This window comes from Paenibacillus sp. cl6col (genome assembly GCF_900102125.1).
GTDB lineage: Bacteria > Bacillota > Bacilli > Paenibacillales > Paenibacillaceae > Paenibacillus_B > Paenibacillus_B suaedae.
In genome coordinates, this window is the sequence record NZ_FNAZ01000002.1 from 460,113 (window position 1) to 482,390 (window position 22,278).

Annotated in this window: 21 protein-coding genes; 18 read left to right on the forward strand and 3 right to left on the reverse strand. The window is 45.2% G+C overall.

Translation table 11 applies throughout. The annotated features are described in order from the left end of the window. The first annotated feature begins 93 nt into the window (after positions 1–93). Entirely contained in the window at positions 94–726 is a 633-nt protein-coding gene (locus tag BLS15_RS06245) for a LysE family translocator (protein WP_021253920.1), read from the forward strand. Positions 727–785: 59 nt separating this feature from the next. On the opposite strand, the gene BLS15_RS06250 is transcribed toward BLS15_RS06245, so the two are convergent. Further along, on the reverse strand, positions 786–1,604 hold the full coding sequence (locus BLS15_RS06250; protein WP_028533053.1) for a DUF817 domain-containing protein: 819 nt from the start codon (positions 1,602–1,604) through the stop codon (positions 786–788). Positions 1,605–1,978: 374 nt separating this feature from the next. Beyond that, positions 1,979–2,608: a transcriptional repressor LexA gene (lexA, locus tag BLS15_RS06255; protein WP_021253918.1), complete on the reverse strand. Its 630-nt coding sequence runs from the start codon at positions 2,606–2,608 to the stop codon at positions 1,979–1,981. A gap of 276 nt (positions 2,609–2,884) precedes the next feature. Here lexA and BLS15_RS06260 point away from each other — a divergent pair, with 276 nt between their 5' ends. The 5 genes from BLS15_RS06260 to BLS15_RS06280 all read left to right on the forward strand — a co-directional run bounded on the left by BLS15_RS06260 (position 2,885) and on the right by BLS15_RS06280 (position 5,833). Beyond that, the gene (locus BLS15_RS06260; RefSeq protein ID WP_021253917.1) at positions 2,885–3,247 is read left to right on the forward strand and encodes a LysM peptidoglycan-binding domain-containing protein; all 363 of its coding nucleotides are present in this window, start codon (positions 2,885–2,887) and stop codon (positions 3,245–3,247) included. Between the two features lie 179 nt (positions 3,248–3,426). Further along, positions 3,427–3,642 (forward strand): DUF896 domain-containing protein, encoded by a 216-nt coding sequence (locus BLS15_RS06265; protein ID WP_021253916.1) that lies wholly within the window; start codon positions 3,427–3,429, stop codon positions 3,640–3,642. Between the two features lie 64 nt (positions 3,643–3,706). Further along, positions 3,707–4,237 (forward strand): hypothetical protein, encoded by a 531-nt coding sequence (locus BLS15_RS06270; RefSeq protein WP_021253915.1) that lies wholly within the window; start codon positions 3,707–3,709, stop codon positions 4,235–4,237. Positions 4,238–4,293: 56 nt separating this feature from the next. After that, positions 4,294–5,100 carry an HAD family hydrolase gene (locus tag BLS15_RS06275; protein ID WP_021253914.1) on the forward strand — a complete coding sequence of 269 codons (807 nt, stop codon included), beginning with the start codon at positions 4,294–4,296 and terminating at the stop codon, positions 5,098–5,100. Positions 5,101–5,386: 286 nt separating this feature from the next. Then, positions 5,387–5,833 (forward strand): FixH family protein, encoded by a 447-nt coding sequence (locus BLS15_RS06280; protein ID WP_028533052.1) that lies wholly within the window; start codon positions 5,387–5,389, stop codon positions 5,831–5,833. Positions 5,834–5,960: 127 nt separating this feature from the next. On the opposite strand, the gene BLS15_RS06285 is transcribed toward BLS15_RS06280, so the two are convergent. Beyond that, positions 5,961–6,503 carry a 1,2-dihydroxy-3-keto-5-methylthiopentene dioxygenase gene (locus BLS15_RS06285; RefSeq protein ID WP_021253912.1) on the reverse strand — a complete coding sequence of 181 codons (543 nt, stop codon included), beginning with the start codon at positions 6,501–6,503 and terminating at the stop codon, positions 5,961–5,963. Positions 6,504–6,668: 165 nt separating this feature from the next. On the opposite strand from BLS15_RS06285, the gene metH reads away from it, so the two are divergent. The 12 genes from metH to BLS15_RS06345 all read left to right on the forward strand — a co-directional run bounded on the left by metH (position 6,669) and on the right by BLS15_RS06345 (position 22,249). After that, positions 6,669–10,106, forward strand: coding sequence for a methionine synthase (gene metH, locus BLS15_RS06290; protein ID WP_021253911.1), 3,438 nt, complete (start codon positions 6,669–6,671; stop codon positions 10,104–10,106). A gap of 259 nt (positions 10,107–10,365) precedes the next feature. Next, positions 10,366–11,283, forward strand: coding sequence for a ribonuclease Z (rnz, locus tag BLS15_RS06295; RefSeq protein WP_021253910.1), 918 nt, complete (start codon positions 10,366–10,368; stop codon positions 11,281–11,283). 120 nt (positions 11,284–11,403) lie between these two features. After that, positions 11,404–12,399 (forward strand): metal-dependent hydrolase, encoded by a 996-nt coding sequence (locus BLS15_RS06300; protein WP_090510503.1) that lies wholly within the window; start codon positions 11,404–11,406, stop codon positions 12,397–12,399. 471 nt (positions 12,400–12,870) lie between these two features. After that, complete coding sequence (locus BLS15_RS06305) at positions 12,871–13,965, forward strand: Gfo/Idh/MocA family protein (protein ID WP_021253908.1); 1,095 nt, start codon at positions 12,871–12,873, stop codon at positions 13,963–13,965. Positions 13,966–14,440: 475 nt separating this feature from the next. Next, positions 14,441–15,271 (forward strand): HAD-IIA family hydrolase, encoded by an 831-nt coding sequence (locus BLS15_RS06310; protein ID WP_036591119.1) that lies wholly within the window; start codon positions 14,441–14,443, stop codon positions 15,269–15,271. Positions 15,272–15,354: 83 nt separating this feature from the next. Further along, entirely contained in the window at positions 15,355–16,242 is an 888-nt protein-coding gene (locus BLS15_RS06315) for a DNA-formamidopyrimidine glycosylase family protein (protein WP_090510507.1), read from the forward strand. Next, positions 16,223–17,134 (forward strand): deoxyribonuclease IV, encoded by a 912-nt coding sequence (locus tag BLS15_RS06320; RefSeq protein ID WP_051249911.1) that lies wholly within the window; start codon positions 16,223–16,225, stop codon positions 17,132–17,134. Before BLS15_RS06315 ends, BLS15_RS06320 begins: the two co-directional genes overlap by 20 nt. A gap of 72 nt (positions 17,135–17,206) precedes the next feature. Next, complete coding sequence (locus tag BLS15_RS06325) at positions 17,207–17,548, forward strand: cyclic-phosphate processing receiver domain-containing protein (RefSeq protein WP_021253904.1); 342 nt, start codon at positions 17,207–17,209, stop codon at positions 17,546–17,548. Next, complete coding sequence (locus BLS15_RS06330; RefSeq protein ID WP_021253903.1) at positions 17,545–17,913, forward strand: thioredoxin family protein; 369 nt, start codon at positions 17,545–17,547, stop codon at positions 17,911–17,913. The genes BLS15_RS06325 and BLS15_RS06330 overlap by 4 nt, the downstream gene beginning before the upstream one ends. A gap of 297 nt (positions 17,914–18,210) precedes the next feature. Further along, positions 18,211–19,281, forward strand: coding sequence for an SAM-dependent methyltransferase (locus BLS15_RS06335; protein WP_021253902.1), 1,071 nt, complete (start codon positions 18,211–18,213; stop codon positions 19,279–19,281). Positions 19,282–19,469: 188 nt separating this feature from the next. Beyond that, a complete protein-coding gene (locus BLS15_RS06340) occupies positions 19,470–20,996 on the forward strand; it encodes a serine/threonine protein kinase (RefSeq protein ID WP_021253901.1) in 1,527 nt (508 codons plus the stop codon). Next, a complete protein-coding gene (locus BLS15_RS06345; protein WP_028533048.1) occupies positions 20,993–22,249 on the forward strand; it encodes an SAF domain-containing protein in 1,257 nt (418 codons plus the stop codon). Before BLS15_RS06340 ends, BLS15_RS06345 begins: the two co-directional genes overlap by 4 nt. Positions 22,250–22,278 lie beyond the last annotated feature (29 nt).

Below are 22,278 nucleotides of genomic sequence, written 5' to 3' on the forward strand. Positions count from 1 at the left end.
AGTTTGTCATGCATAAATATATAATATTATGTATTTATATAGTATAGTGTATATTGACTAGCAACTATTACATATAGAAAGTAGTGTTGGAAATTGAATCTTTTCTTCACGTATTTACTAGCGGGGCTTGCCGTTGCAATGCCTGTAGGCGCCATGACCGTTGAAATGACGAAGCAAGGGATGAAAAAGGGTTTTATGCATGGCTGGGCTGTTGGATTAGGTGGAATGACCATTGATTTTCTATTAATCGTTGCCTTATATATGGGCTTGGCTTCCGTGCTTGCCATCCCTGTTATTCAAATCCCTATGTGGCTCATCGGAGCATGTTTTTTAATTTATTTAGGCTATGATTCCATCAAAAACTCGGATCAAGGCATTACATTGGCTGGCGATAAACCGAATGCATCATTTTTCAGTTCCTACCGAAATGGACTGCTCGTCGCTATATCGCCAGGTAATCTTGTGTTTTGGATTTCCGTTTTTGGTGCGGTGCTATCTGATTCGTATGATACGACACAACCGGCTAAATTTCTAATCGTAGGTGCAGGAATATTAGCTGGTATCCTCCTCCATGATGTTGGGTTGCTTGCCATTGTGGCTGTCACGAGAAGAGTAATGAGCCGAACTATGATTAAGCGGATGTCTATTATCGCAGGACTGATTTTATTTGGGTTCGCGGGGTATTTCTTATATGAGTTTTTAGTAGCAATTCAAGGAATACTGTAACAAAACCTAGAGCTGTTAGGGCTCTAGGTTTTTTGCTTTTGTATTTAAAAGATTGTGTTTTACTTCTGAAATGTCGACTCATTGAAGCGAGTATGACTATTTCTCTTGAAGTGTCCTCCTTTTACATGCTTCAGATGGGCGACGATCATGAAGGAAACGATGACAAGCAAAAACCATGAGCTGAATTTTCCCCACTTTACGAGATTCCAGCCGTTCGTCTGATGTGGATAATACCATGCGCCCAAGAAAGTCCCGATGTTTTCAGCCACCCATATAAAAAATCCGATTAAGACGAACGACAGAACAATCGGCATTCTTCGTGTCACGCCTAATACGGTATATTCCACGTAGGTTCTAAAGAAGATGACGAATAGCAAAATCATCAAAACCCAACGCAAATCGTAAATGAAGTGATGAGTCATGAAGTTGAAGTAAATCGCCGCACCTAGCGGAATCGTTAACCAAGCAGAAGGGTATCGATTTACCTTGACCTGCAGTCGTCGCCACGCTTGACATAAGTAACTTGCCACACTTGCGTACATAAATCCGCTATATAGAGGAACACCCAGTATTTTAGACCAACCGTCTTCCGGATAGCCCCATGATCCCATGTGGATTTTAAATATTTCAAGTGCAAGACCGATGAAATGGAACATACAGATTACTTTACATTCATCCATTGTTTCTATCCCAAACCGGATCATTAGAACCTGCGCCAAGATACAAACAAGCAATAGGAAATCATAGCGATGCATAAATGGAATGTCTATGATCTTCGTGAGTGCCAACATCGCGAAAATATAAGCGGGGAACAAGCAGGACATTGCCTGGTGCCAGCCAAAATTGAGGAATGATTTTAGTTTGAAAAAGTTATTCATAGTTATCTCCTACCTTGTGTTCGTGAAAATGAATTTTGAACAGTTATACGAGGTGTATCATTAGGTATTATCCTATTCAAATAAATACTTTTAGTCAATAAAAAATTATTGTTATACAATAAATATTTATTGCTAAAGTTGATGTGTGTATATATTCGATGTGGTATAAATCTCTCGAACGATTAGGGTTTATAAGAGTGAACAGTGGTGAGGTTGTTTCGATGAAGATAAGGAGAGAAAGTCGAATTTTATGAAGCTTCTTTTCTAGATGAGATTGTTCAGGTACTGTTCAGCAAATGATATGAAATAATGAGAAAGCAAAAATGCCTCGCTCCCTTCTTAAAAAGAAGAGAACGAGGCATCAATGTAATGTCTTAATGAAAATCACGGAACAAACCAATAACTTTGCCCAGAATCGTTACATGCTGTAAGCGAATCGGTTCATAGGTTGGATTCTCAGGCTGCAAGCGGATATGATCCTTCTCACGATAGAAAGTCTTAACCGTTGCTTCATCTTCTTCAGTCATGGCTACCACGATATCACCGTTGTTCGCTGTCTGCTGCTGACGCACGATGACAAAGTCGCCATTATGTATACCAGCCTCAATCATACTATTACCCATGACCGACAACATGAATACATTCTCGTCATCTCCCACCATATGCATAGGAAGAGGGAAGTAATCTTCAATATTCTCTGTTGCGGTAATTGGCTCGCCTGCAGTTACTTTCCCAACGACCGGCACGCGTGCGAAGGAGCGAGAGAAGTCTGTTGAACGTTCAGATTGATCATGGCTAAGCAGTTCAATAGCACGAGGCTTCGTAGGGTCACGTCGAATGAATCCCTTCTTCTCGAGTCGATCAAGATGACCGTGAACAGTGGAACTGGATGCTAGACCAACGGCTTCGCCTATTTCACGAACAGAAGGCGGATAACCTTTAGCTCGAACTTCATCACGTATAAAATCAAGGATAGCTTGTTGACGACTTGATATTTTAGACAAGGGTATCAACTCCAATGAATACTCTTTTGACAAAATTATACCACAGAACCTCCGTTCGTACAAACATAAGTTCTAAAGATTCTGAAGAAAAAGATTGTGAGAAGTTCGTAAATTACGAGAGAGAAACAAGAGAAAGTTAAATGAGGCTAAATGCTTATTTTTCGATAATATAAAAAGGGGAACGAACGTTCTAAAAAGGCATTGACTCAAACGTGTGTTCGTGTTAGATTAAATTATACAAGATAACAGAACAAGTGTTTGGGAGATGAGTCATTTATGATGTATACAACATATCGTTCAATCTATAAGGTGTCGACAACAGCTTCACAACCTATTCAGAAGAAGCGTTTGTTTCCTTTACGTGTTCGATTCATCATGAGCCTGATTGTATTGTTGTTCATTACTTGTGGAAGCATTGTTCAAGCGCTTGGCATGGATGATAGCCAAACGGAAATTGTAAATGGAGCTGCTGTGGAGCGCGTACTTGTTCAGCCTGGAGATACACTCTGGGGGATTGCATCCTCTTATAAGCCAGAACATACGGATACGCGTCAGTTTATATATGAAATCGTTGAGATGAATCAATTGAAAGGTGATATCTTACCGGCAGGAGAAGTATTGCTCGTTCCGATCCGATGAGTCGGGGTCATTGTCGAATTTACGGTTGAGAAGCTTTGCATTCCTATACATAAGAGCAGAAGGTAGGAGGCCCGAAGAGGCCTCTTTTTTGCGATATAAAAGCTTTCTTGCTGCTTGCTTGACAAGCTGTTACCTCCATGTCAAAGTAGAACATATGCTTACACACATGGAGGTACCTGATGAATATCGACAAGCTTATTGCACGAATTAATGAATTGGCCCGCAAACATAAGACAGTTGGGCTGAGCGATGAGGAAATGGAAGAACGCGCGAAACTGCGCGAGGAATATTTGGTTCTATTCCGCAAGCAGGTACGCAATCAATTAGACACTATTCGCTATGTAGAAGATGAAGAAGGAACAGATAACTCTGGATCGAACGGGATCGTTCATTAAATGAACCTTCATCGATAACGATGGATTCACATTATTCGTTTACTATACAGGGGGTTGCGAATTCATGTCTCGCAGTTGGGAACGTAAAGTCCGTCAAAATAGTGAAAAGTTAAACAAACAGCGAATGAAGCAAGGCAAGCCGACGTTCGCTGCTGGCAAGCCTGCACACGAAGAGTTTAAAGGACGCAGCTTCATTATGCCAATCGCTTTAATCGCCTTCGCCATTATGTATGGATTGTTGGGCGGTATCATTACGGACAATCAATATCCAACTCTATATTGGATCACAATCGTGTGTTACGTCGGATTGGGGATTATATTATTCCTGAGAAGACCATTTCTTCGTGTTGGAGCAGGTGAGGTATCTACGATTCGCTGGAATCGTCTCCGTACTCTGTCTGCAAAGGATATGAAGAAAATTGCGATCCAACCTGGTTATGTTGTTATTGAACACACGGGGAAAGGTGCGAATTGGATTTTCTCGCGAGTGCTGAATCGTTATGATACGAATGCAATGGGGGAACGTCTTCGTTCCTTCGCAAATCAACATAAGATTGAATTCGAAGATACATCGAAGAAAGACTCGAAAAAATAGAGAAATCCGATATAGAGGATTCGTTATCATTGTCGCTGTGATGGGAGAGATGAAACTTGGCTATTCGTGCTGTACTGTTCGACCTGGATGATACTTTGTTATGGGATGAGCGTTGTGTTGAGGAAGCTTTTGCTGCAACTTGTAAATACGCGCAAGATAAGACTGGGGTCAATGTAGAACAATTGGAAGCATTGGTTCGTCAAGCTGCTCGTGAATTGTTTGCCTCTTATGAGACTTATCCTTTCACACAGAATATTGGGATTAATCCCTTTGAAGCGCTGTGGGGGAGATTTGCAGAGGGAGAACATCCTGAATTTCGATTGTTGGAACAGCTTGCGCCGATGTATCGACAATCTGCATGGACACAAGGTCTTCAAGCCGCTGGTCAACCTGATGATGCATTAGGTGCCGAGCTGGCGGAGCGATTTATGAGTGAACGTCGTTCTCGTTCGTATGTGTACGATGAGACTTATGAGGTGCTGCGACAATTGATTGCGCAATATCCACTATTGTTGTTAACGAACGGATCGCCTGATTTGCAGCAGGAGAAGCTGAATGGAGAGCGTGAGCTTCTATCCTATTTCGATCATATCGTTATCTCTGGACATCATCCACAAGGGAAGCCTGATCCAGAACTGTTCAAGCACACGATGTCATTGCTCGGCATCGAACCGCATGAAGGGATCATGATTGGCGACAAATTAACGACGGATATTCTAGGCGCGCAGAATGTTGGCATGCATCATGCGTGGCTGAACCGCAAAGGCGTTGAATTGTCTGGCAATATTCACCCTGAATATACGATTGCAAGCTTGCGTGAAATTGAGCAAATTATTGATGAGATAAATTCGAAGGAATCATAAATCGGCGGGGATGTAATTACTTACTCCGCGTGTATGACAAAGAGGCCTGTGGGAACACAGGCCTTTTTGATATACGGTAATCTTCGCGAGGTGTCGGCAAGATTAGTGTGAGTGCCTTGATTTGATTACCCTCCACATGAAACTACAAGGGTAAATGTGACAAATGTCATAGGATCGTCACACAATGATGCTCATTATAGCCCAATGGAGTCATGAGGAATTGGAGAATGCTGTCTATAATGTGATACGATAAATCTAGGATACAGTTGAGGAGTGAACGACGATTATGTTCAACAATAAGAGTAAATTAATCGTACTAACAATGGCAATAGGAGCAATGCTATTAGCCGGTTGTGGAAATAGCTCGTCAGCAGGTGGCGGTCATGAAGGACATGCAGGTCATGGCTCCAGTGATAAACAAGACAGCAAAAATGAGATGCGAGCAATGATTAAGGTAAACTTGCAAGTGCCGGAAGAAATCAAAATCAATGAAGCTGTCACCATCTCTGCACAGGTCACACAAGAAGAGAAAGAGGTAGATGATGCAGATAAAGTAGAGTTCGAGTTGTGGCTGGATGGGGCTGACCACGAGAAGATTGAGGGGAAGCTCACGAAAGATGGCACGTATCAGATTGAGAAAACGTTTGATAAGGCTGGTACCTACACGGTCATTTCTCATGTGACTGCTCGTGACATGCACTCGATGCCGAAGAAGCAATTTACTGTAAAATAAGAATCTAAATACATAACAAGAATTTATGCGAAGAAGGGGCAGCCTCAGAAGATCCAAATCGGGATCTTGTGGGGCTGCCCCTCTTAATATCAGTAATGGGACGTTTTTTATCGATTATGATTCCGAATTAGGCCTGTTGGAAAGTAGGATCCGAATACGGATGCGCGATCCATCCTTCTGTTTCAATGAATAGTCGAACTGCAACAATTTGACGATTATCCATCAGAGTGAAGTAGTGCGGCTTTTCTTCAGGGACGGAAATTACATCCCCAGCCTCCAATTCAACATCCATATAACCAATGTCGTCGCTTCCCTTAATTATGAAAATACCATTTCCGGCCGTAATAGCTCTTACTTCGTCTTCTGTGTGCGTGTGAACCTGTTCAAATTTCTTTAGCAGCTCTTCGATATTGGGAGTAGCGTCTGATAAAGAAATCAAATCCCACGTACGATAGCCTCGTCTTTCAGCCAAATCACGGATTTCTCCTTCATACGTGTCTATAATGGCTTGCTTCTCTTCATCGGATAGTACGTACTTATCACGCAAAGATGGGGCAAGTTTGTTCGGATCCCAGTGTTCATACAGCACTCCTTGCGCTGATAGGAAAGAACGAACTTTTTCTTCGCCACTTATGATTTCGTTCGTGTTTCGGATACGTACCTGTGCCATTTGCAAAATCCCCCGTTTCCCAATGCGATTTATTTATTTAATTATAGTACAGAGGAAATGTTTGGGCAAGAAACATTTTACGATGACTCATTCATGAGTCTTTTCTAATCGGATCACATCTGCTAAACTAGGGTTTAACGTTTAAGACAGAGGGTGGGCAGAGCGATGAAAACGAGAACGATACAGGAACAACTACAAGAACGCATTCTCATTTTAGACGGTGCAATGGGCACGATGATCCAACAAGCCGATTTAACGCCACAGGACTTTGGAGGCGAACAATTGGATGGGTGCAATGAGATGTTAGTCCTGACACGTCCAGATGTCATTTCTAGAATACACGAACAATATTTAGAAGCGGGCGCAGACATATTAGAGACAAATACGTTCGGGGCCACCAGTATCGTGCTTGCCGATTATGATATTGCTGATCAGGCACGTGAGTTGAACGTTGCCGCGGCTAAGCTTGCTGTCGAGGCAGCTGCAAAATACAGCACACCAGAATGGCCGCGTTTCGTTGCCGGTGCTATGGGGCCGACGACGAAGACTTTATCGGTTACCGGCGGGGTAACATTTGATGAGCTAATTGACAGCTATTATGAACAGGCAGTCGCGCTTATTGAAACAGGCGTTCATGCGCTCCTATTGGAGACTTCACAGGATACGTTGAACGTTAAGGCGGGTTCGATTGCGATTCAACGGGCATTCGAGTCTACGGGCATCACGCTGCCGCTCATGATATCGGGGACGATCGAGCCGATGGGGACAACGCTTGCTGGTCAAAATATTGAATCATTCTACATCTCCCTAGAGCATTTGAAGCCAATCTCGATCGGATTAAACTGTGCGACTGGGCCGGAATTCATGCGCGATCACTTGCGTACCCTTGCTTCCATCGCGAACTCTGCGATCAGTTGCTATCCAAATGCAGGGCTTCCCGATGAGAATGGTCACTATCATGAATCACCAGAATCGCTTGCCCGCAAAATCGCAACCTTTGCTGAGCAGGGCTGGCTGAATATTGCAGGGGGATGCTGTGGAACAACACCTGAACATATTCGCGTACTAAGAGAGACATTGCTCGAATATGCTCCACGTACTGCATTCGGCGAACATCCTCCGGCTGTATCCGGGATTGAGACGGTATATGTGGAAAATGAGAGCCGCCCTTATATGGTAGGGGAACGTACAAATGTTCTCGGCTCGCGCAAATTCAAGCGATTGATCGCTGAAGGTAAAATCGAAGAAGCCGCTGAAGTCGCACGTGCACAGGTGAAAAATGGAGCACATGTCATCGATGTGTGCGTTCAGGATCCAGATCGCGACGAAGCTCTTGATATGAAGGAATTTCTGCAGGAAGTTGTAAAGAAGGTTAAGGCACCGCTCGTCATAGATACGACAGATGCCAAGGTATTGGAACTGGCGTTGAAGTATTCGCAAGGGAAAGCGATTATTAACTCTGTTAACTTAGAGGACGGACTAGAGAAATTCGACCATGTCGTACCGCTTGTTCATCGTTATGGTGCCACCTTGGTTGTAGGTACGATTGATGAACGTGGTCAAGCGATTACGCGTGGAGATAAACTTGAGGTGGCGAAGCGATCCTTCGACATCCTTGTAAATGATTATGGTATACAGCCTGAAAACATTATCTTCGACCCACTCGTGTTTCCAGTTGGGACGGGCGATGAACAATATATTGGTTCTGCAAAAGAAACAGTGGAAGGGATTCGCCTCATTAAGGAGACCATTCCGAAGGTTCAAACGATTCTAGGAATCAGTAATATCTCGTTCGGTTTGCCTGAGGCTGGGCGTGAAGTATTGAATTCCGTCTTTCTATATGAATGCACGAAGGCTGGATTGGATTACGCGATCGTCAATACGGAGAAGTTGGAACGCTATGCATCCATCCCAGAACATGAACGCAAGCTTGCGGAAGATTTATTGTACGACACAAACGATGATACACTGGCTGCATTCGTAGCTGCGTTCCGCAACCGTAAAGTCGAGAAGAAAGAAAAGACTAGCAACCTGCCGCTTGAAGAGCGGTTAGCTTCATATGTAGTAGAAGGCACGAAGGAAGGTCTTGTTCCTGACTTAACGGAGGCGCTTCAGAAGTACTCGCCGCTTGAGGTCATTAATGGTCCGTTAATGGAAGGGATGGGAGAGGTCGGACGACTGTTCAACAACAATGAGCTCATCGTTGCGGAAGTGCTCCAAAGTGCAGAAGTCATGAAGGCTTCGGTAAGCTTCTTGGAACCCCATATGGAGAAGAACGAGTCTGCTGTTAAAGGGAAAATTCTACTCGCAACGGTCAAGGGCGATGTGCATGATATCGGCAAAAATCTAGTTGAAATCATCTTATCGAATAATGGGTATGAAATCGTCAACCTTGGTATCAAGGTTCCGCCAGATCAATTGATCGAAGCCTATCGCAAGGAGAAACCAGATGCAATCGGTCTGTCGGGCTTGCTTGTGAAGTCTGCACAGCAGATGGTCATAACCGCACAAGACTTGCGAACAGCTGGAATCAATGTGCCGATTCTTGTTGGCGGTGCGGCATTGACGCGGAAATTTACCAAGAATCGGATTAGCCCCGAATACGATGGATTAGTTTTATATGCGAAGGACGCCATGGAAGGTCTTGATCTTGCCAATAGAATTATGGATTCTTCAGAACGCCAGAATTTAGTGGAAGAGCTCCGCGCTCATAAGGAGCGTCTAGCTCGTGAAGCGGAAAATCAATCGAAGTTGCCAGAGCTTACACGTGCGGTACGCTCGGACATAAGAGAAGCAGAGGTATACATTCCGCCGGATTTGGAACGTCACGTTCTTCGAGATATTCCAATTCCTCAAGTCATCCCTTATTTGAACTTCCAGATGCTGCTTGGCCATCATTTAGGATTGAAGGGATCTGTGGAACAGCTTCTGAAGAATCGGGATCCTAAGACTGTTGATTTGAAAGAAACCGTTGATCAGATTTTAGTGGAAGAATCACAAGCAGGTGTGCTAAAAGCGAACGCGATGTATCGTTTCTTCCCGGCTCAATCGGAAGGGGATTCTATTCATATATACAATCCGGACAACGTTCAGGAAGTACTGCATACCTTTACCTTCCCGCGTCAGCAGGTTGAACCTTACTTGTGTCTTGCAGACTTCCTCCGTACGAAAGAAAGCGGAGTAATGGATTATGTAGGCTTCTTGGTTGTAACTGCTGGGGACGATGTTCGCGGCAAGGCCGATCAATGGAAGGAGAAGGGTGAATACTTGCGTTCTCATGCGCTTCAATCTGTAGCGTTGGAGCTTGCAGAAGGACTGGCAGAACGAATTCACCATATGATGCGCGAAGTATGGGGCTATCCTGATCCAGAAACGATGACGATGAAGGAGAGATTTGGTGCTAGATACCAAGGCATTCGAGTCTCATTTGGCTATCCAGCTTGTCCAAATCTTGAGGATCAAGAACCATTATTCAAGCTCATGCAGCCTGAGGATATCGGGATCCACTTAACAGAAGGATTTATGATGGAGCCAGAGGCATCTGTATCCGCGATGGTCTTCGCTCATCCGCAAGCGCAATACTTTAACGTGGATAAAGCATAAATAAGGCATAATTCTAATTCATTTTCGATTTATCAACGGAAATGGTAAGTTGTCTATATTAGGGACGCCCTCTTATCTACAGATACACAATGAGCTCCGTATTGCCGGCAGGCGTGCGGAGCTCATTATATCTTTGCATAGTGAGGCATACTATGCACGTTAATCATTTATACAACAAATAGTTAACTAGGTTTAAAATATACATATCACCAATCTTAGCTGGATGGATTACTTCAGAAGTAGGAGGTATTACACGAGTATGGATATATACTTCTTAGGAACAGGAGCAGGCATGCCGACAACTAGGCGCAATGTAAGTAGTATGGCGCTGCGTCTGTATGAGGAACGCGGAACCTTCTGGATGTTTGACTGCGGGGAGGGAACCCAGCATCAAGTGCTGCAATCTCCATTAAAGCTAGGCAAGTGCGAATTTATTTTTATCACCCATTTGCACGGGGATCACATTTTCGGGTTACCGGGACTATTGTCCAGTCGTGCCTATCAAGGTGGAGTTTCTCCACTCACCGTCTTTGGCCCGGTGGGACTGCAACGATTTATACATACTGTGTTCGAATTAAGTGAAACGTATCTGCCTTACGAGCTTCATATTCAGGAGGTGGAGTCTGGAGTCATCTGGGAAGATGAACAATTTGCGGTTACGGCACTGCCTCTTGAACACCGCGTTCTATCCTTAGGCTATCGAGTGCAGCAGAAGGAGAGGCCAGGCAGACTTGATTTGAATCTGTTAAAGGAGAAGAATCTGCCGCCGGGGCCGTTATATGGACAATTGAAACGAGGGCAAAATATTGTGCTGCCGTCTGGTGAGTTGGTAGAAGCGTCTTCTGTTGTTGGAAGCCCAATTCCCGGTAAGTCAGTGACGATACTCGGCGACACTCGTCCATGTGAGAATGCAATCAAGTTGGCTCACGGTGTTGATCTGCTTGTGCATGAGGCGACCTTCATGGACGATAAACGTGAAAATGCAAATGAGTTTGGCCACAGTACGGCTTGGCAAGCTGCAGAAATAGCAGTATCAGCAGGCGTTAAGAAGCTTGCGTTAACCCATTTCAGTTCACGATACAATGATGAACGGATGGAGGAACTGCTGCAGGAGGCGTGCGAATTATTTTCTAATACCGTTCTTGCTGATGAACATACGATCGTTACAACATCTTAATATCACCACAATGCACCGTTAATGGTTCCTCGATACGCTATCCATAACTGGGTTAGTTGGATATGCAATTGCCTAGGCAATTGTATGTTCAGCAACCGTGATGCTAAGGAGGAGTTATGGATGGATACAGCGAGTCATTTGCTGCTTGGGACTTCATTGGCTGGAGCTGCTTGTATGCACCCTCAGGTTGCGGAGCAGCCGGGATTGTTCTCTGCAATCTTTACCGCCACACTCATTGCTTCACATGCACCTGACTTTGATGCAATTACACGAGTTCGCAGCTATGCTGCCTATTTGCGCCACCATCGGGGCATTACTCATGCGATTCCAGCATGGTTCGTATGGCCAATTGTCATTGGTCTGCCGATCTCATGGTTATTTCAAGTGGGGGACGAATGGCCGCTCGTTCTGCTGTATACTTGGCTTGCAATCATGGTGCATATTGGCTTGGACTGGCTGAATGCATATGGAGTTCAAGCTGGAAGGCCTTTTTCGCTCAGATGGCTTCATGCTGATGTGTTATGTTTGTTTGATCCTTTCTTATTTGTCGTTCATCTAATAGGGGTGATTAGCTGGTTATGGCTGACGCGAACAGATGCTGCATGGTTATTTATCGGAGGATATGCGGTGACTCTGTTGTATATCGTGTGGCGTTGGAAGGTTCACCAGCGTCTCCTGCATCGATTGCAGGAGCAATTTCCAGGCGGCCTTCATTATCAACTTGTTCCAGAGGTCACTTGGCTTAGCTGGCAGTACGTTGTTGAGTATGAACAGCATTATGAGACAGGTTGGATACGGCACTGCAATCCGTTGCGGTTATCGTCAGCTGTAACTTTTGAGAAACACAGCATATACAACAAACTGTTCATAGACGACCGAGTTATGGAGCCAGCCCTAACGACAGATGGAGTACGGGCATTTCTTGGATTTGCTGAACGAGTGATCGTTCGAACACAGCGCTGGAGCGATGGCTACAAAATCATATGGAATGATGTTCGCTTCTGGCATCGAAGGGGGCTGCCGTTCGGCGTTGAGGTAGAGCTTGATGAGCAGCTTCGAGTAGTTAGAACGAAAGTCGGTTGGAGTAAAAAAGGCTGGGAGCCTCCTTATGTATAACAGAAACGTACTGCTTGAATAGCTGCAGCATTCCAACTGAGAATAATATGCAAAGTGAATCTACATTAGGAATGACTGGCTCATCTACAAGAAACGGAGCAATCCGTTTCTTTCTTTTTCATCAAGGTTATGATACAAATCGTTGGCGATTGACTTGAAATCCAGCAGTCTGATACGAGCGGAAGGGGAAAAGCAGGGGAATAGAAAAGCAATTGTACATAAAAAGTTTCCCGGGAAAGCGCAGAACCTGACAAATAGTCCGGCTTGCAGCTTGTTTGCATCACGCACTGCCTGCAATCGACAGTCTCTGACATCACTCTTCGTCGAAGCGACGCCTTGTTGAGCCGATTATATGCTCTTGCCAGCCTTGAAATGGTTATTTACAATGTAGAAATAAGTTATTTCATTTCCCAAGGCACTTCTATTCGAAACATCTTAGTCGTTGCTGGATACAAGGAAGGTGGATCTGCTATGAATACACTTGGATTTACGATCGTAGGCTTCGGCAATATCGCTAAGACGCATATGATTGCACTGCGTACGATGCCGATTATCAAGCAGCTTCCCGTTACACCGGTATTGAATACACTCGTTACCCGTCGACCTGAACAGACGTTGGATCAGGCACGCCAAATTGGCTTTGTACATGTTACTTCCTCCTTGGAAGAAGCTTTGCAATACGATGGAGCGGAAGCAATTAGCATTTGTACGCCGAATGCGCTCCATGCTGAGCAAGTCCGTATGGCGGTTCAATATAATCAAGCCATCTATTGCGAGAAGCCAGTAACAGAAAGTGCCTCTTCTACCGCGCAAGTGCTGAAGGATGTCCCTTCAACACTGACACAGCAGCTTGCATTTGTCTATCGTTATCATCCGGCAGTTATGCGGATAAAGGCATGGCTAGAAGAAGGGATGATCGGCGATGTGCTTCAGTGCAGACTGGCATATTTGCGTTCAGGATATTTAAGTGATGCCAGGCCTTACAGTTGGCGGGTAGACAACTCGTTATCTGGAGGAGGAGCTATTACGGATATCGGTGTTCATGCACTTGATTTACTCCGTCATTGGTTTGGTGAAATGAAGAGTGTGGATGGCAATACCGAAACATTTATTAAGAGCCGTAGAGCAGGAAACGGAACGGACGAACGGTTGGCTGTTCATGTAGATGATTGGGCACTTATGAATTATGTAACAGAGCAAGGCATTCAAGGAATCGTGGAAGTATCCCGTATTGCATTAGGTCAGGATGCGTTCCGTGTGCACATTGTTGGAACGAAGGGCAGCATCACTTGCGATTTGGAAACCGATAAGAAACCGCAGCTGCATCTAGTCAGCGGTCGTCATGGGGCGACACCAGAACCAGAATCACTTGCACTGCTTCCTGATGAGAAGGCAACAATGGGCATATTCCAGGACAGTCATTTCGCTGCGCTGCATCACTTTATTTTGCGCCACTGCGGGGATGAACGTTGGGATAACTTGGCTCCAACACTTGAAGATGGGCTTGTCGTAGAACGCTTGGTAGATCAAGTGATTCACGCCTCACAAGCACGGAAGCAGCGGTAAACGTTCCGAAGCACACAGAATGTAGGCGCAAGATATTCAATCCCAACACGCCAAGCAAGGCTCCCGCCCCTCTACATGGGAATAGCGGGAGTTGTTCTATTTCATCGCGTCTGTTCTATGTATCGGAACACTCACTAGCGGCGGGAGTTCTCTACAATCAATAGGAAGCGAATAGGAATCGCCCTTGGATTTGATAAGGGGCTCTGTCCTTTTGGCTCGGAATTGCGTATACTAGCATTGATTCAACTGTATGGGCTTTGATGCTATGGATATCAGAGCAGCAATCTGTGGGGGACTCCAGACAGGTTTTGATTTTGAATCCAATATGTGCTGGGGGATTTTCAGATTCTCTACTCGATGATTTGATGAGTACTTCCCATTAGATGGTGGAACGATTGTTCTTGCAGGTAGGTTGCTATTTTCCACAGCATGATGCAGGCATGTGTTAGGCAAGGAAGGAACGTGTATAGAAATGATGACAGAAAAATCGCGCAACAGCATATATGCGCTTATCGATTTAGATGGAACCATGTATCATGGGACTTCTCCGATTGAAGGAGCGGACAAGCTAATAGAGGAGCTTGGCCAACTTAGAGTTCCTTATCTGTTCGTAACAAACAATTCAACGCGCACGCCGGAAGAAGTGGCCAATCACTTGCAGCATTTTGGTATTTCTGCGGGTGCTCAAGATGTTCTCACCTCTGCTCAAGCGGCTGCATCGTATATTCAGAAGAGATTTTCGGATAAAATGGTATTCATGATAGGCGAGCTTGGCTTGCAGCAAGCGCTGGAGGATTCCGGAATATCGTGGACGGATCAAGCAGATGATGTGTGGAACTCTGAGATTGGAGTTGTCGTTCAGGGCTTGGATCGAAGCTTGACCTATGCCAAATTGGAGGCAGCTGCTTGTGCTCTACGTGGGGGAGCTGTATCCATCTTGACTAATCCAGATGTTATGCTGCCATCAGATCGTGGATTTTCCCCTGGTGCAGGTACAATAGGTGCCGCTCTCCAATCCGCTTCTGGTGTGGAACCTATTATTATTGGGAAACCAAGTGAAATTATTATGGATGAAGCGATGAATAGGCTTGGGTGTACGGCACAGGATGTTATTGTTATTGGAGACAATATGATGACTGATATTCTTGCTGGAGCGAATGCAGGATGCCGCACAGCACTTACCTATACAGGAGTAACGACGCCTAACAATTATGATTCATTTTGTGCTCGTGCCGGTGTGGAGCCAAACATGGTGTTTCATAACATGAAGCAAGTACGTGAATGGTTCATTAAGGAAATGCTATAATGTATATCTTGGAATGTGAATGATTTAATTAATAACATAAAATACAAGGCGATCATGAAAGTGATTAGGAAGGAAGATGCAAGGTGCCGGAAATTCCAGAAATGGAACGCTACCGCAAACAGCTGGATCAGTTGATTACTGGAGAACGCATTCGCAGCCTTCATGTACAGCGTGAATCTTGGTTGAATACGGATCTCCATAGCTTGACAAATGGCTTGGTTGGAAGACAAATTCTGTATATTGAACGCAAAGGGACAGATTTAATATTGCATCTTGATGATGGCCGTAGACTTGTTTTTCGTGTAGGAACCGGTAGTCGTATGGAAGCAGTTTCTACCCTTCAAGCAGTTGCTCAAGGAGCAGCAGGACATATAGAACCAGATGAAGAACAGCAACTTGATGTCTCCCATGCACAATTCGCAATTACTACCGATCATGCACAGATGTACATTCATGGTGCACGAAGCTGCCAGATTATGTGGTTAACAGCGAAGCAGGTGGAGGAAATGCATCTCGAGATGGGGCCAGACCCATTATCTCGCTATTTGACAGCAGAGCGCTTCGCTCAGCGGTTCGCTAAGCGTCGTACGACTTTGAAGTCCGCATTGACCAATCCGAACATTATCGCTGGGATAGGAAGTCAGTTGGCGGATGATATCGCATTTGCTACTGGACTGCTCCCAACTGTACGTACGGAGAAGCTTGAATCAGAACATTGGAATCGTGTGTTTTACGCGATGCTTGATGTGTTGCATATTGAAATTGAACAAGATGGTTTAGTGAATACGCAGACACAACAGCACCAGCCCGAAACAGGGGAAACAACGGGCATAACCATTCATGGCAAGACAGGAGAACCTTGTCCGAAATGCGGCACAGCGATTGAAGTCACGATGATTCAACGTCGTCCTGCGAACTTCTGTCCACATTGCCAGATTGATCCTGCAGCGGATGGCTCCGAACAAGAATGAATCCCGCCATGCTGCGCGCGCATTTGGTTGTCATTTGCCTTTACGGGGAGGATATGCGCACGCAGCGCGATTGGCAGTTCAACTGCAGCAGGAAGCAGGAGTTCGAAGTTATCAGTTTTTTAGCAAAAATCCGCGAGGCTTATCGATTAAAAGTGGATATGAGGCCGATGCTCAGACTGCGCGCGAAATCTGTTTACAGCATGGCATCCAGTCCATTGCGCATACGCCATATCCGACAAATTTAGCTGTGGATGCAAGCCGTTCACCTGAGAAGTTTCAGCTTACGGTTCAGTCATTACTGAACGATCTTATGATTGCAGAGGCTTGTGGAGCGGTAGGGATTGTCGTACATTTTGGTTCGTATAAGGGGATCTCAAGTACAACCGCCACAGATGCGGAGAAGCTGAGTTGCTACGAAAATATTATTGTTACACTGAACACTGTTCTTTCCGTATGGAGTGGTCGAGCTAAGCTGCTGATTGAGAATCAGGCCGGGAATCACGGTGGGTTAGGTGCTACGTTGGAAGAATTGGTGAGTATCCGGCAATTCAGTCAATATCCCGAAAAGATCGGTTTTTGCTTTGATACCTGTCATGCGTACGCAAGTGGCTTGTGGAACCCCTCTGCAACGAGTGAACTTCTCATGGCGGGGAACCGTCATGACTATTGGAAACATGTGCATGCAGTTCATTTGAATGACTCTCGCGAGCCCTATCGTTCCAAGCAAGATCGACATGCAAATTTGGGGCAAGGCTATATTGGAATTGACGGATTTACGGAGCTCCTCAGAGCGAAGGAATTGGAGCGAAGTATGTTCGTGCTGGAGACGCCAGGCGATGCTTCTGGAGGGCATATGCAGGAATGGAAGCTTATCCAGGATATTTTGCAGTAGACCAATCATTGTACGGTAGTTATGCTGCTGCTTGTTATCAATGGGCATCGGATAGGTAAGGAAGTGATAATGATGATACATGTGTACTTGGATGATTACCGTCGCTGTCCAGAAGGCTTCGTGCTTGCTCGCAATGCGGAAGAGTGCCTTTTGCTATTGGAACATGAACAAGTGGGGATCCTGTCCTTGGATCATGATTTGGGTGAAGATGAGCGAACGGGAACGGAACTAGTTCGAGAAATGGTTGTACGTGGCTTATATCCGCAGACTGCGATTTATTTGCATACGTCGAGTATGATTGGCAGAAAGCGAATGTTCGAGATGCTCTATGCGAATAAGCCTGAGCATGTTGAACTAAGTAATGGGCCGATGCCAGAGTCTTTGCTTATGCGGATACGAGGAAATAAGGTATGATTGAAATTTCGGAATTACAGCTGAAGGCAGCACAGGTGCAATCACAGAGCTTGTCTGCTGTAGAGCTGTTTTTTAGGCAATGGGATGCAGTATTCATACATAGTCCTTTTTGTGGGACTTGCCAGTTAGCATCTCGGATGCTGAACATTGTAGAAGTAACGAATCCGAAATTGGAAATCGCAGCGGTCAATGTCAGCTCTATTCCTGTATGGGTGAACGCATTACGAATTGAAAGTGTCCCTTGTTTGCTTGTATGGGATCATCGAGAAGGCATGGGCAGCGTTGACAAGATATATGCCTTTCATTCTGTATCTCACATTTATGAACGTTTGAATCCTAGGAGAGAAGAGGAGACCTCTTCATAAATTTAATCCTAATGTGAGCAAGGAGCAGCTCGTAACTCAATCATTCACTAGAGAATATTTGAATGTCCTTATAGGGCTGTTCTTCATGCAAGGATTATGCTGGTTAATGGCCGGACGCAGAATGATCTGATACACCTGATTGGGTGTCTCGTGTTGATTGTCTTAAGCAAGGAAATGTTCCGAATCGTGTAGTTTCGGCAGATAATTAAAGACGTAAATAGATTATAATTGGTTAACATAATGAAATGGAAACAGCTGAAGCAAGTTAAGTTGCTTAGCATTTGGAGGTTGCACTGCTTGGAATTATTACATCCGCTACAATTAGACACAAATTATGAATATGGATCACACTGGATCGTCACGTCCAATCATGGCTATATTGCCTACGCGCAGGAAGAGTGGCGAAGAAGGTTCGGTCAGTTGAAGAGTCGAATGATGGTTTCTGGTGAAATTGCACTAATGGAATTGCCTGTTGATCGCAACGAGGTATTCCAAGCGATGGAGTCTGAGCCGACGATGTTCATTCGCTATTTGCAACCAGTTGACATTGCATTCGACATTCAAGCATTGCAGACTGACACAGTTCAATCATTTGACAGTTTGCTTACTCATTTGATTCATGATCTAGAAGGTTCTATAGAGGGCATGCGACTAGGCGTCCATGTTCGTTCCAGCGCATCGGGTGATTCACTCGACAAGGAACTTCGAGATGCGCTGCGTGCTGCTGTTGAGCGTACTGGAGCATCTGTCGCGATCCAAGATCCCGAGCGAATTGTATCCTTATTTATTCATGATGGCGTTGGTTATGCAGGCCTCATGACAACAGCTGAAGCGGGTTCAGATTGGCCAGGAGGTACGGTACGCTTCCGCAAGGAAGAGGGGCAGGTATCTCGAGCAAAGTTCAAACTACTTGAGGCGGAACGGACTTTCGGTTTGGACTTTACGGCTTATCGGAATGCCCTTGACATTGGAGCTGCGCCAGGAGGTTGGACAAGTCTTCTTCTGGAGCGAGGTGTGCAAGTTACAGCAGTCGATCCTGCTGCAATGCATCCGAGCTTGATTGATCATCCGAACTTGACTTACTATAAGAGCAATGCAGGGGACGTGGCTTTGGAACCTGGAGAATTCGATTTGCTCGTATGCGACATGAGCTGGAGCCCTAAAGTTACAGCGCAGCTTGTTATTGGTTTATTGGATTCGGTTATGCAAGGCGGTACTGTCATTGTGACTGTAAAGCTGATGCACAAAAAACCACTGCAGACGATACGGGAAGTGAAGGAAATGTTCCTTGAGCATCTTCACATTATTCGTGCGAAACAATTGTTCCATAATCGCGATGAAATCACTCTGTACATGATGAAAATGTAGTGTATGCTGCGGCGTACTAGCATTGCCTGATTGGGAAGTTTAGTATTCTTTAGAAAAAAGACTAGACATATACTTCCGAATGGCATAAAATAACAACAAATGAATATGAGCGAAGGGAAGCACCCTGATTGTTCCAAACCGATAGGTTTGCAATCAGGGTGCTTTTTTTGTCGCTTGGAGGGAGAATTGTGGCGCATTCCATAACGAACCATTTGCAGGCTGGACACTTATTGCAAGACAGATATCGAATCGTTCGGTTGCTCGGAACAGGGGGAATGAGCGTTGTATATTTAGCCAATGACGAGCGATTGATCGGCAAGCAGTGGGCGATTAAGGAATCAAGACCAGCGGCGCAAGATGTGAGACAGCTTGTTCATGAAGCATCTATTTTAACATCGCTTCGACATCCACATCTTCCGCTTATTGTGGATTTCTATCCACCTGATGCCAGCGGCAGAGCATATCTGGTGATGGAGTATATTGAAGGGCACACGATAGCAGATCGGCTGCGCATGAAGCCTCTAAGTTTTGAAGAGACGATGCATATTGTCATTCCGGTATGTGAAGCGCTTGCCTATTTGCACCGGCAGAATCCGCCCGTTGTATTCCGAGATGTAAAGCCATCTAATATTATGCTGGCGAAGGATGGCCAGGTGAAACTTATTGATTTTGGAATCGCTAGGAATGTGAATCCTTTATCTAATCAAGATACGGTTAAGCTTGGTACAGTAGGCTTTGCTGCTCCGGAGCAATATCGGGGACAACAGACCGATGCAAGAACGGATCTATATGGGGTAGGTGCACTCATTAGTCATATGTTGACCAGCGGCATATGGAAGGGAGAGCGTCCGCTAACCGCATCCATGCTGGCAGAAGATGTGCCAGAGAGCGTTTTTTCGGTACTGACACGATTACTCGCAAAGCGGCCTGAAGAACGCTATCAAACTGCTGATGAACTAATTGATCATCTACGACGTTACTATTCAGGACATTCTGAAAGCCAAGGAGTTAACCGTGATGAGGTCAAGACATGGCAAGCCTCGAATGCAGGGGTGGTGATTGCTTTTCTGGGTGCTGCTTCAGGACTTGGAACTACACAATCAGCGCTCATGTGTGCCGCCATGCTTGCGAAGAAGGGGCGGAAGACGCTATATATCGATGCTAACGTTAAAGATCCATCTCTTGTTCCATTATTGGCTCAGGAATATGAGGGTGAAGAGGAGCTGTATTTAGCTGATGGGGATATGTTCAAATTGTTTGGAGTGGATTGCATGGAATGGAAGTATGGTGCGAATCCAATGCCAGCCTTGCTCGGATCCTACGACTATATTGTGTTAGACCTTGGTTGTGATGATCATGGAGAACGAATGGATGAATTCATGAGGGCTCATATCCCTGTGCTCGTGGGAAGCCTCGCTCCTTGGAGAAAGAGTGATTGTACAACAATCGTTGGGGAATTTGAGCGAAGAGGGTTCCATCGTTGGGTACTAGGCATTCCTTATTCGAATCGTTCTTATCCTGGTGGAACAGTGAAAGGGCGAGGAGCAAAGGTCACCTCCTACATTCCGATTCAAGCTGATCCGTTCGTATGTTCGGACGATACAGCCCTTTGGGTGGAACAATTAGTTGGACCGAAACAACGGAGAGGGCTTATCTATCATCTGCGGCGGTGGATGAGTCGGAACAGAACAGAGAGAGGAGAGAGAAGAAGTTGAGAAGATGGACGAGGAAGACTAAGCAGATGATTGCGGCGTCGGTAGGAGGAGCAGCGGTAGCTGGGCTGCTTGTTGGTGGGTACCACTATTGGGCAATTGGCAAGAATGATGCGGTTCATCGTAAGGCAGTAGCGCATTACGAAGATGAGATTGCCAAGCTGCGCAAGCTTGCAGATGCTGAAGTGCAAAAACGAACAAGCGTCTGGGTTTTCAAGCAGCCTCTTCTTGCAGGCAAACGCATTCGATCCGATGATATTGTCAAGATTGAGATGTCGTCAGACCTAGCCCCGAAACAGGCGTTGAATCATCCTGATCAAATTATCGGGAAAGTATTGAAGATTGACACGGTTCCCCGTACACCTGTGATATCTACAATGCTATTTGAAGATGAGAAGATGACTGATGATTTGCGCTGGGTGGAGACAGCGGTCATTCAGCTTCCATTACGACTGCAAGAGAAGGATATGATTGACGTAAGAATCCGCTTCCCGAATGGTCAAGACTATATCATTCTTAGCAAGAAAGAGATTAAAAGCATGCAATATCCGACCATTTGGGCACATATGGACGAACAAGAAAGACTGCTGTTCTCAAGTGCTTGTGTCGATGCTTTTGTTAACGGAGGGCAAATCTATGCGCTGCGATACATTGAACCTCAAATACAAAATGAAGCGGTGCCGAATTATCCGGCCAATGAACAAGTGATGATGTTGATTGAGGCGGATCCGAATATTGTAAAGAAGGCAGATACAGCATTGACACGATTAGTTCGAACACGGATGGAGAAGGAATGGGAAAGACAGAGTGCCAACAAGAGTCAAGCAGAAGGCTGGAACAACTTGCAGGGGAATCGTACAGACGTAAGTTATGTTTCTACGCATGGAGAGGGTTCGGCTGAAACTTCAGGTTACTCACCTTTAACCGGCAGAGCAGGGGCGGCTAATCGTAATTCACCATTTGTTGGACAACCTGATTCTAGTTCCATGAAGTCTTCAGATCCGTCACTTTACGGAAATCAACGGAAGACAGATGTTTATCAACAGGATCACGATTCTCGCCAGCAACCGAAATCGAAGGATGGTGAGCAAGATATCGCTAAGAAGGGCGGTACAAGAACTCATGATGCCGCAAATCCCCAAGATAGGATATTACCTCAGGACGATCTGAATCAAAATTCGACGGTGGAGGTAACGAGAGGGGAAGAGGTAAGCTCTATTTTCGCAGAAGCGGTACCGGGTTCGAAGAAGCAGTAACGATGAGGATTTTCTACAAAGAGTAGTTA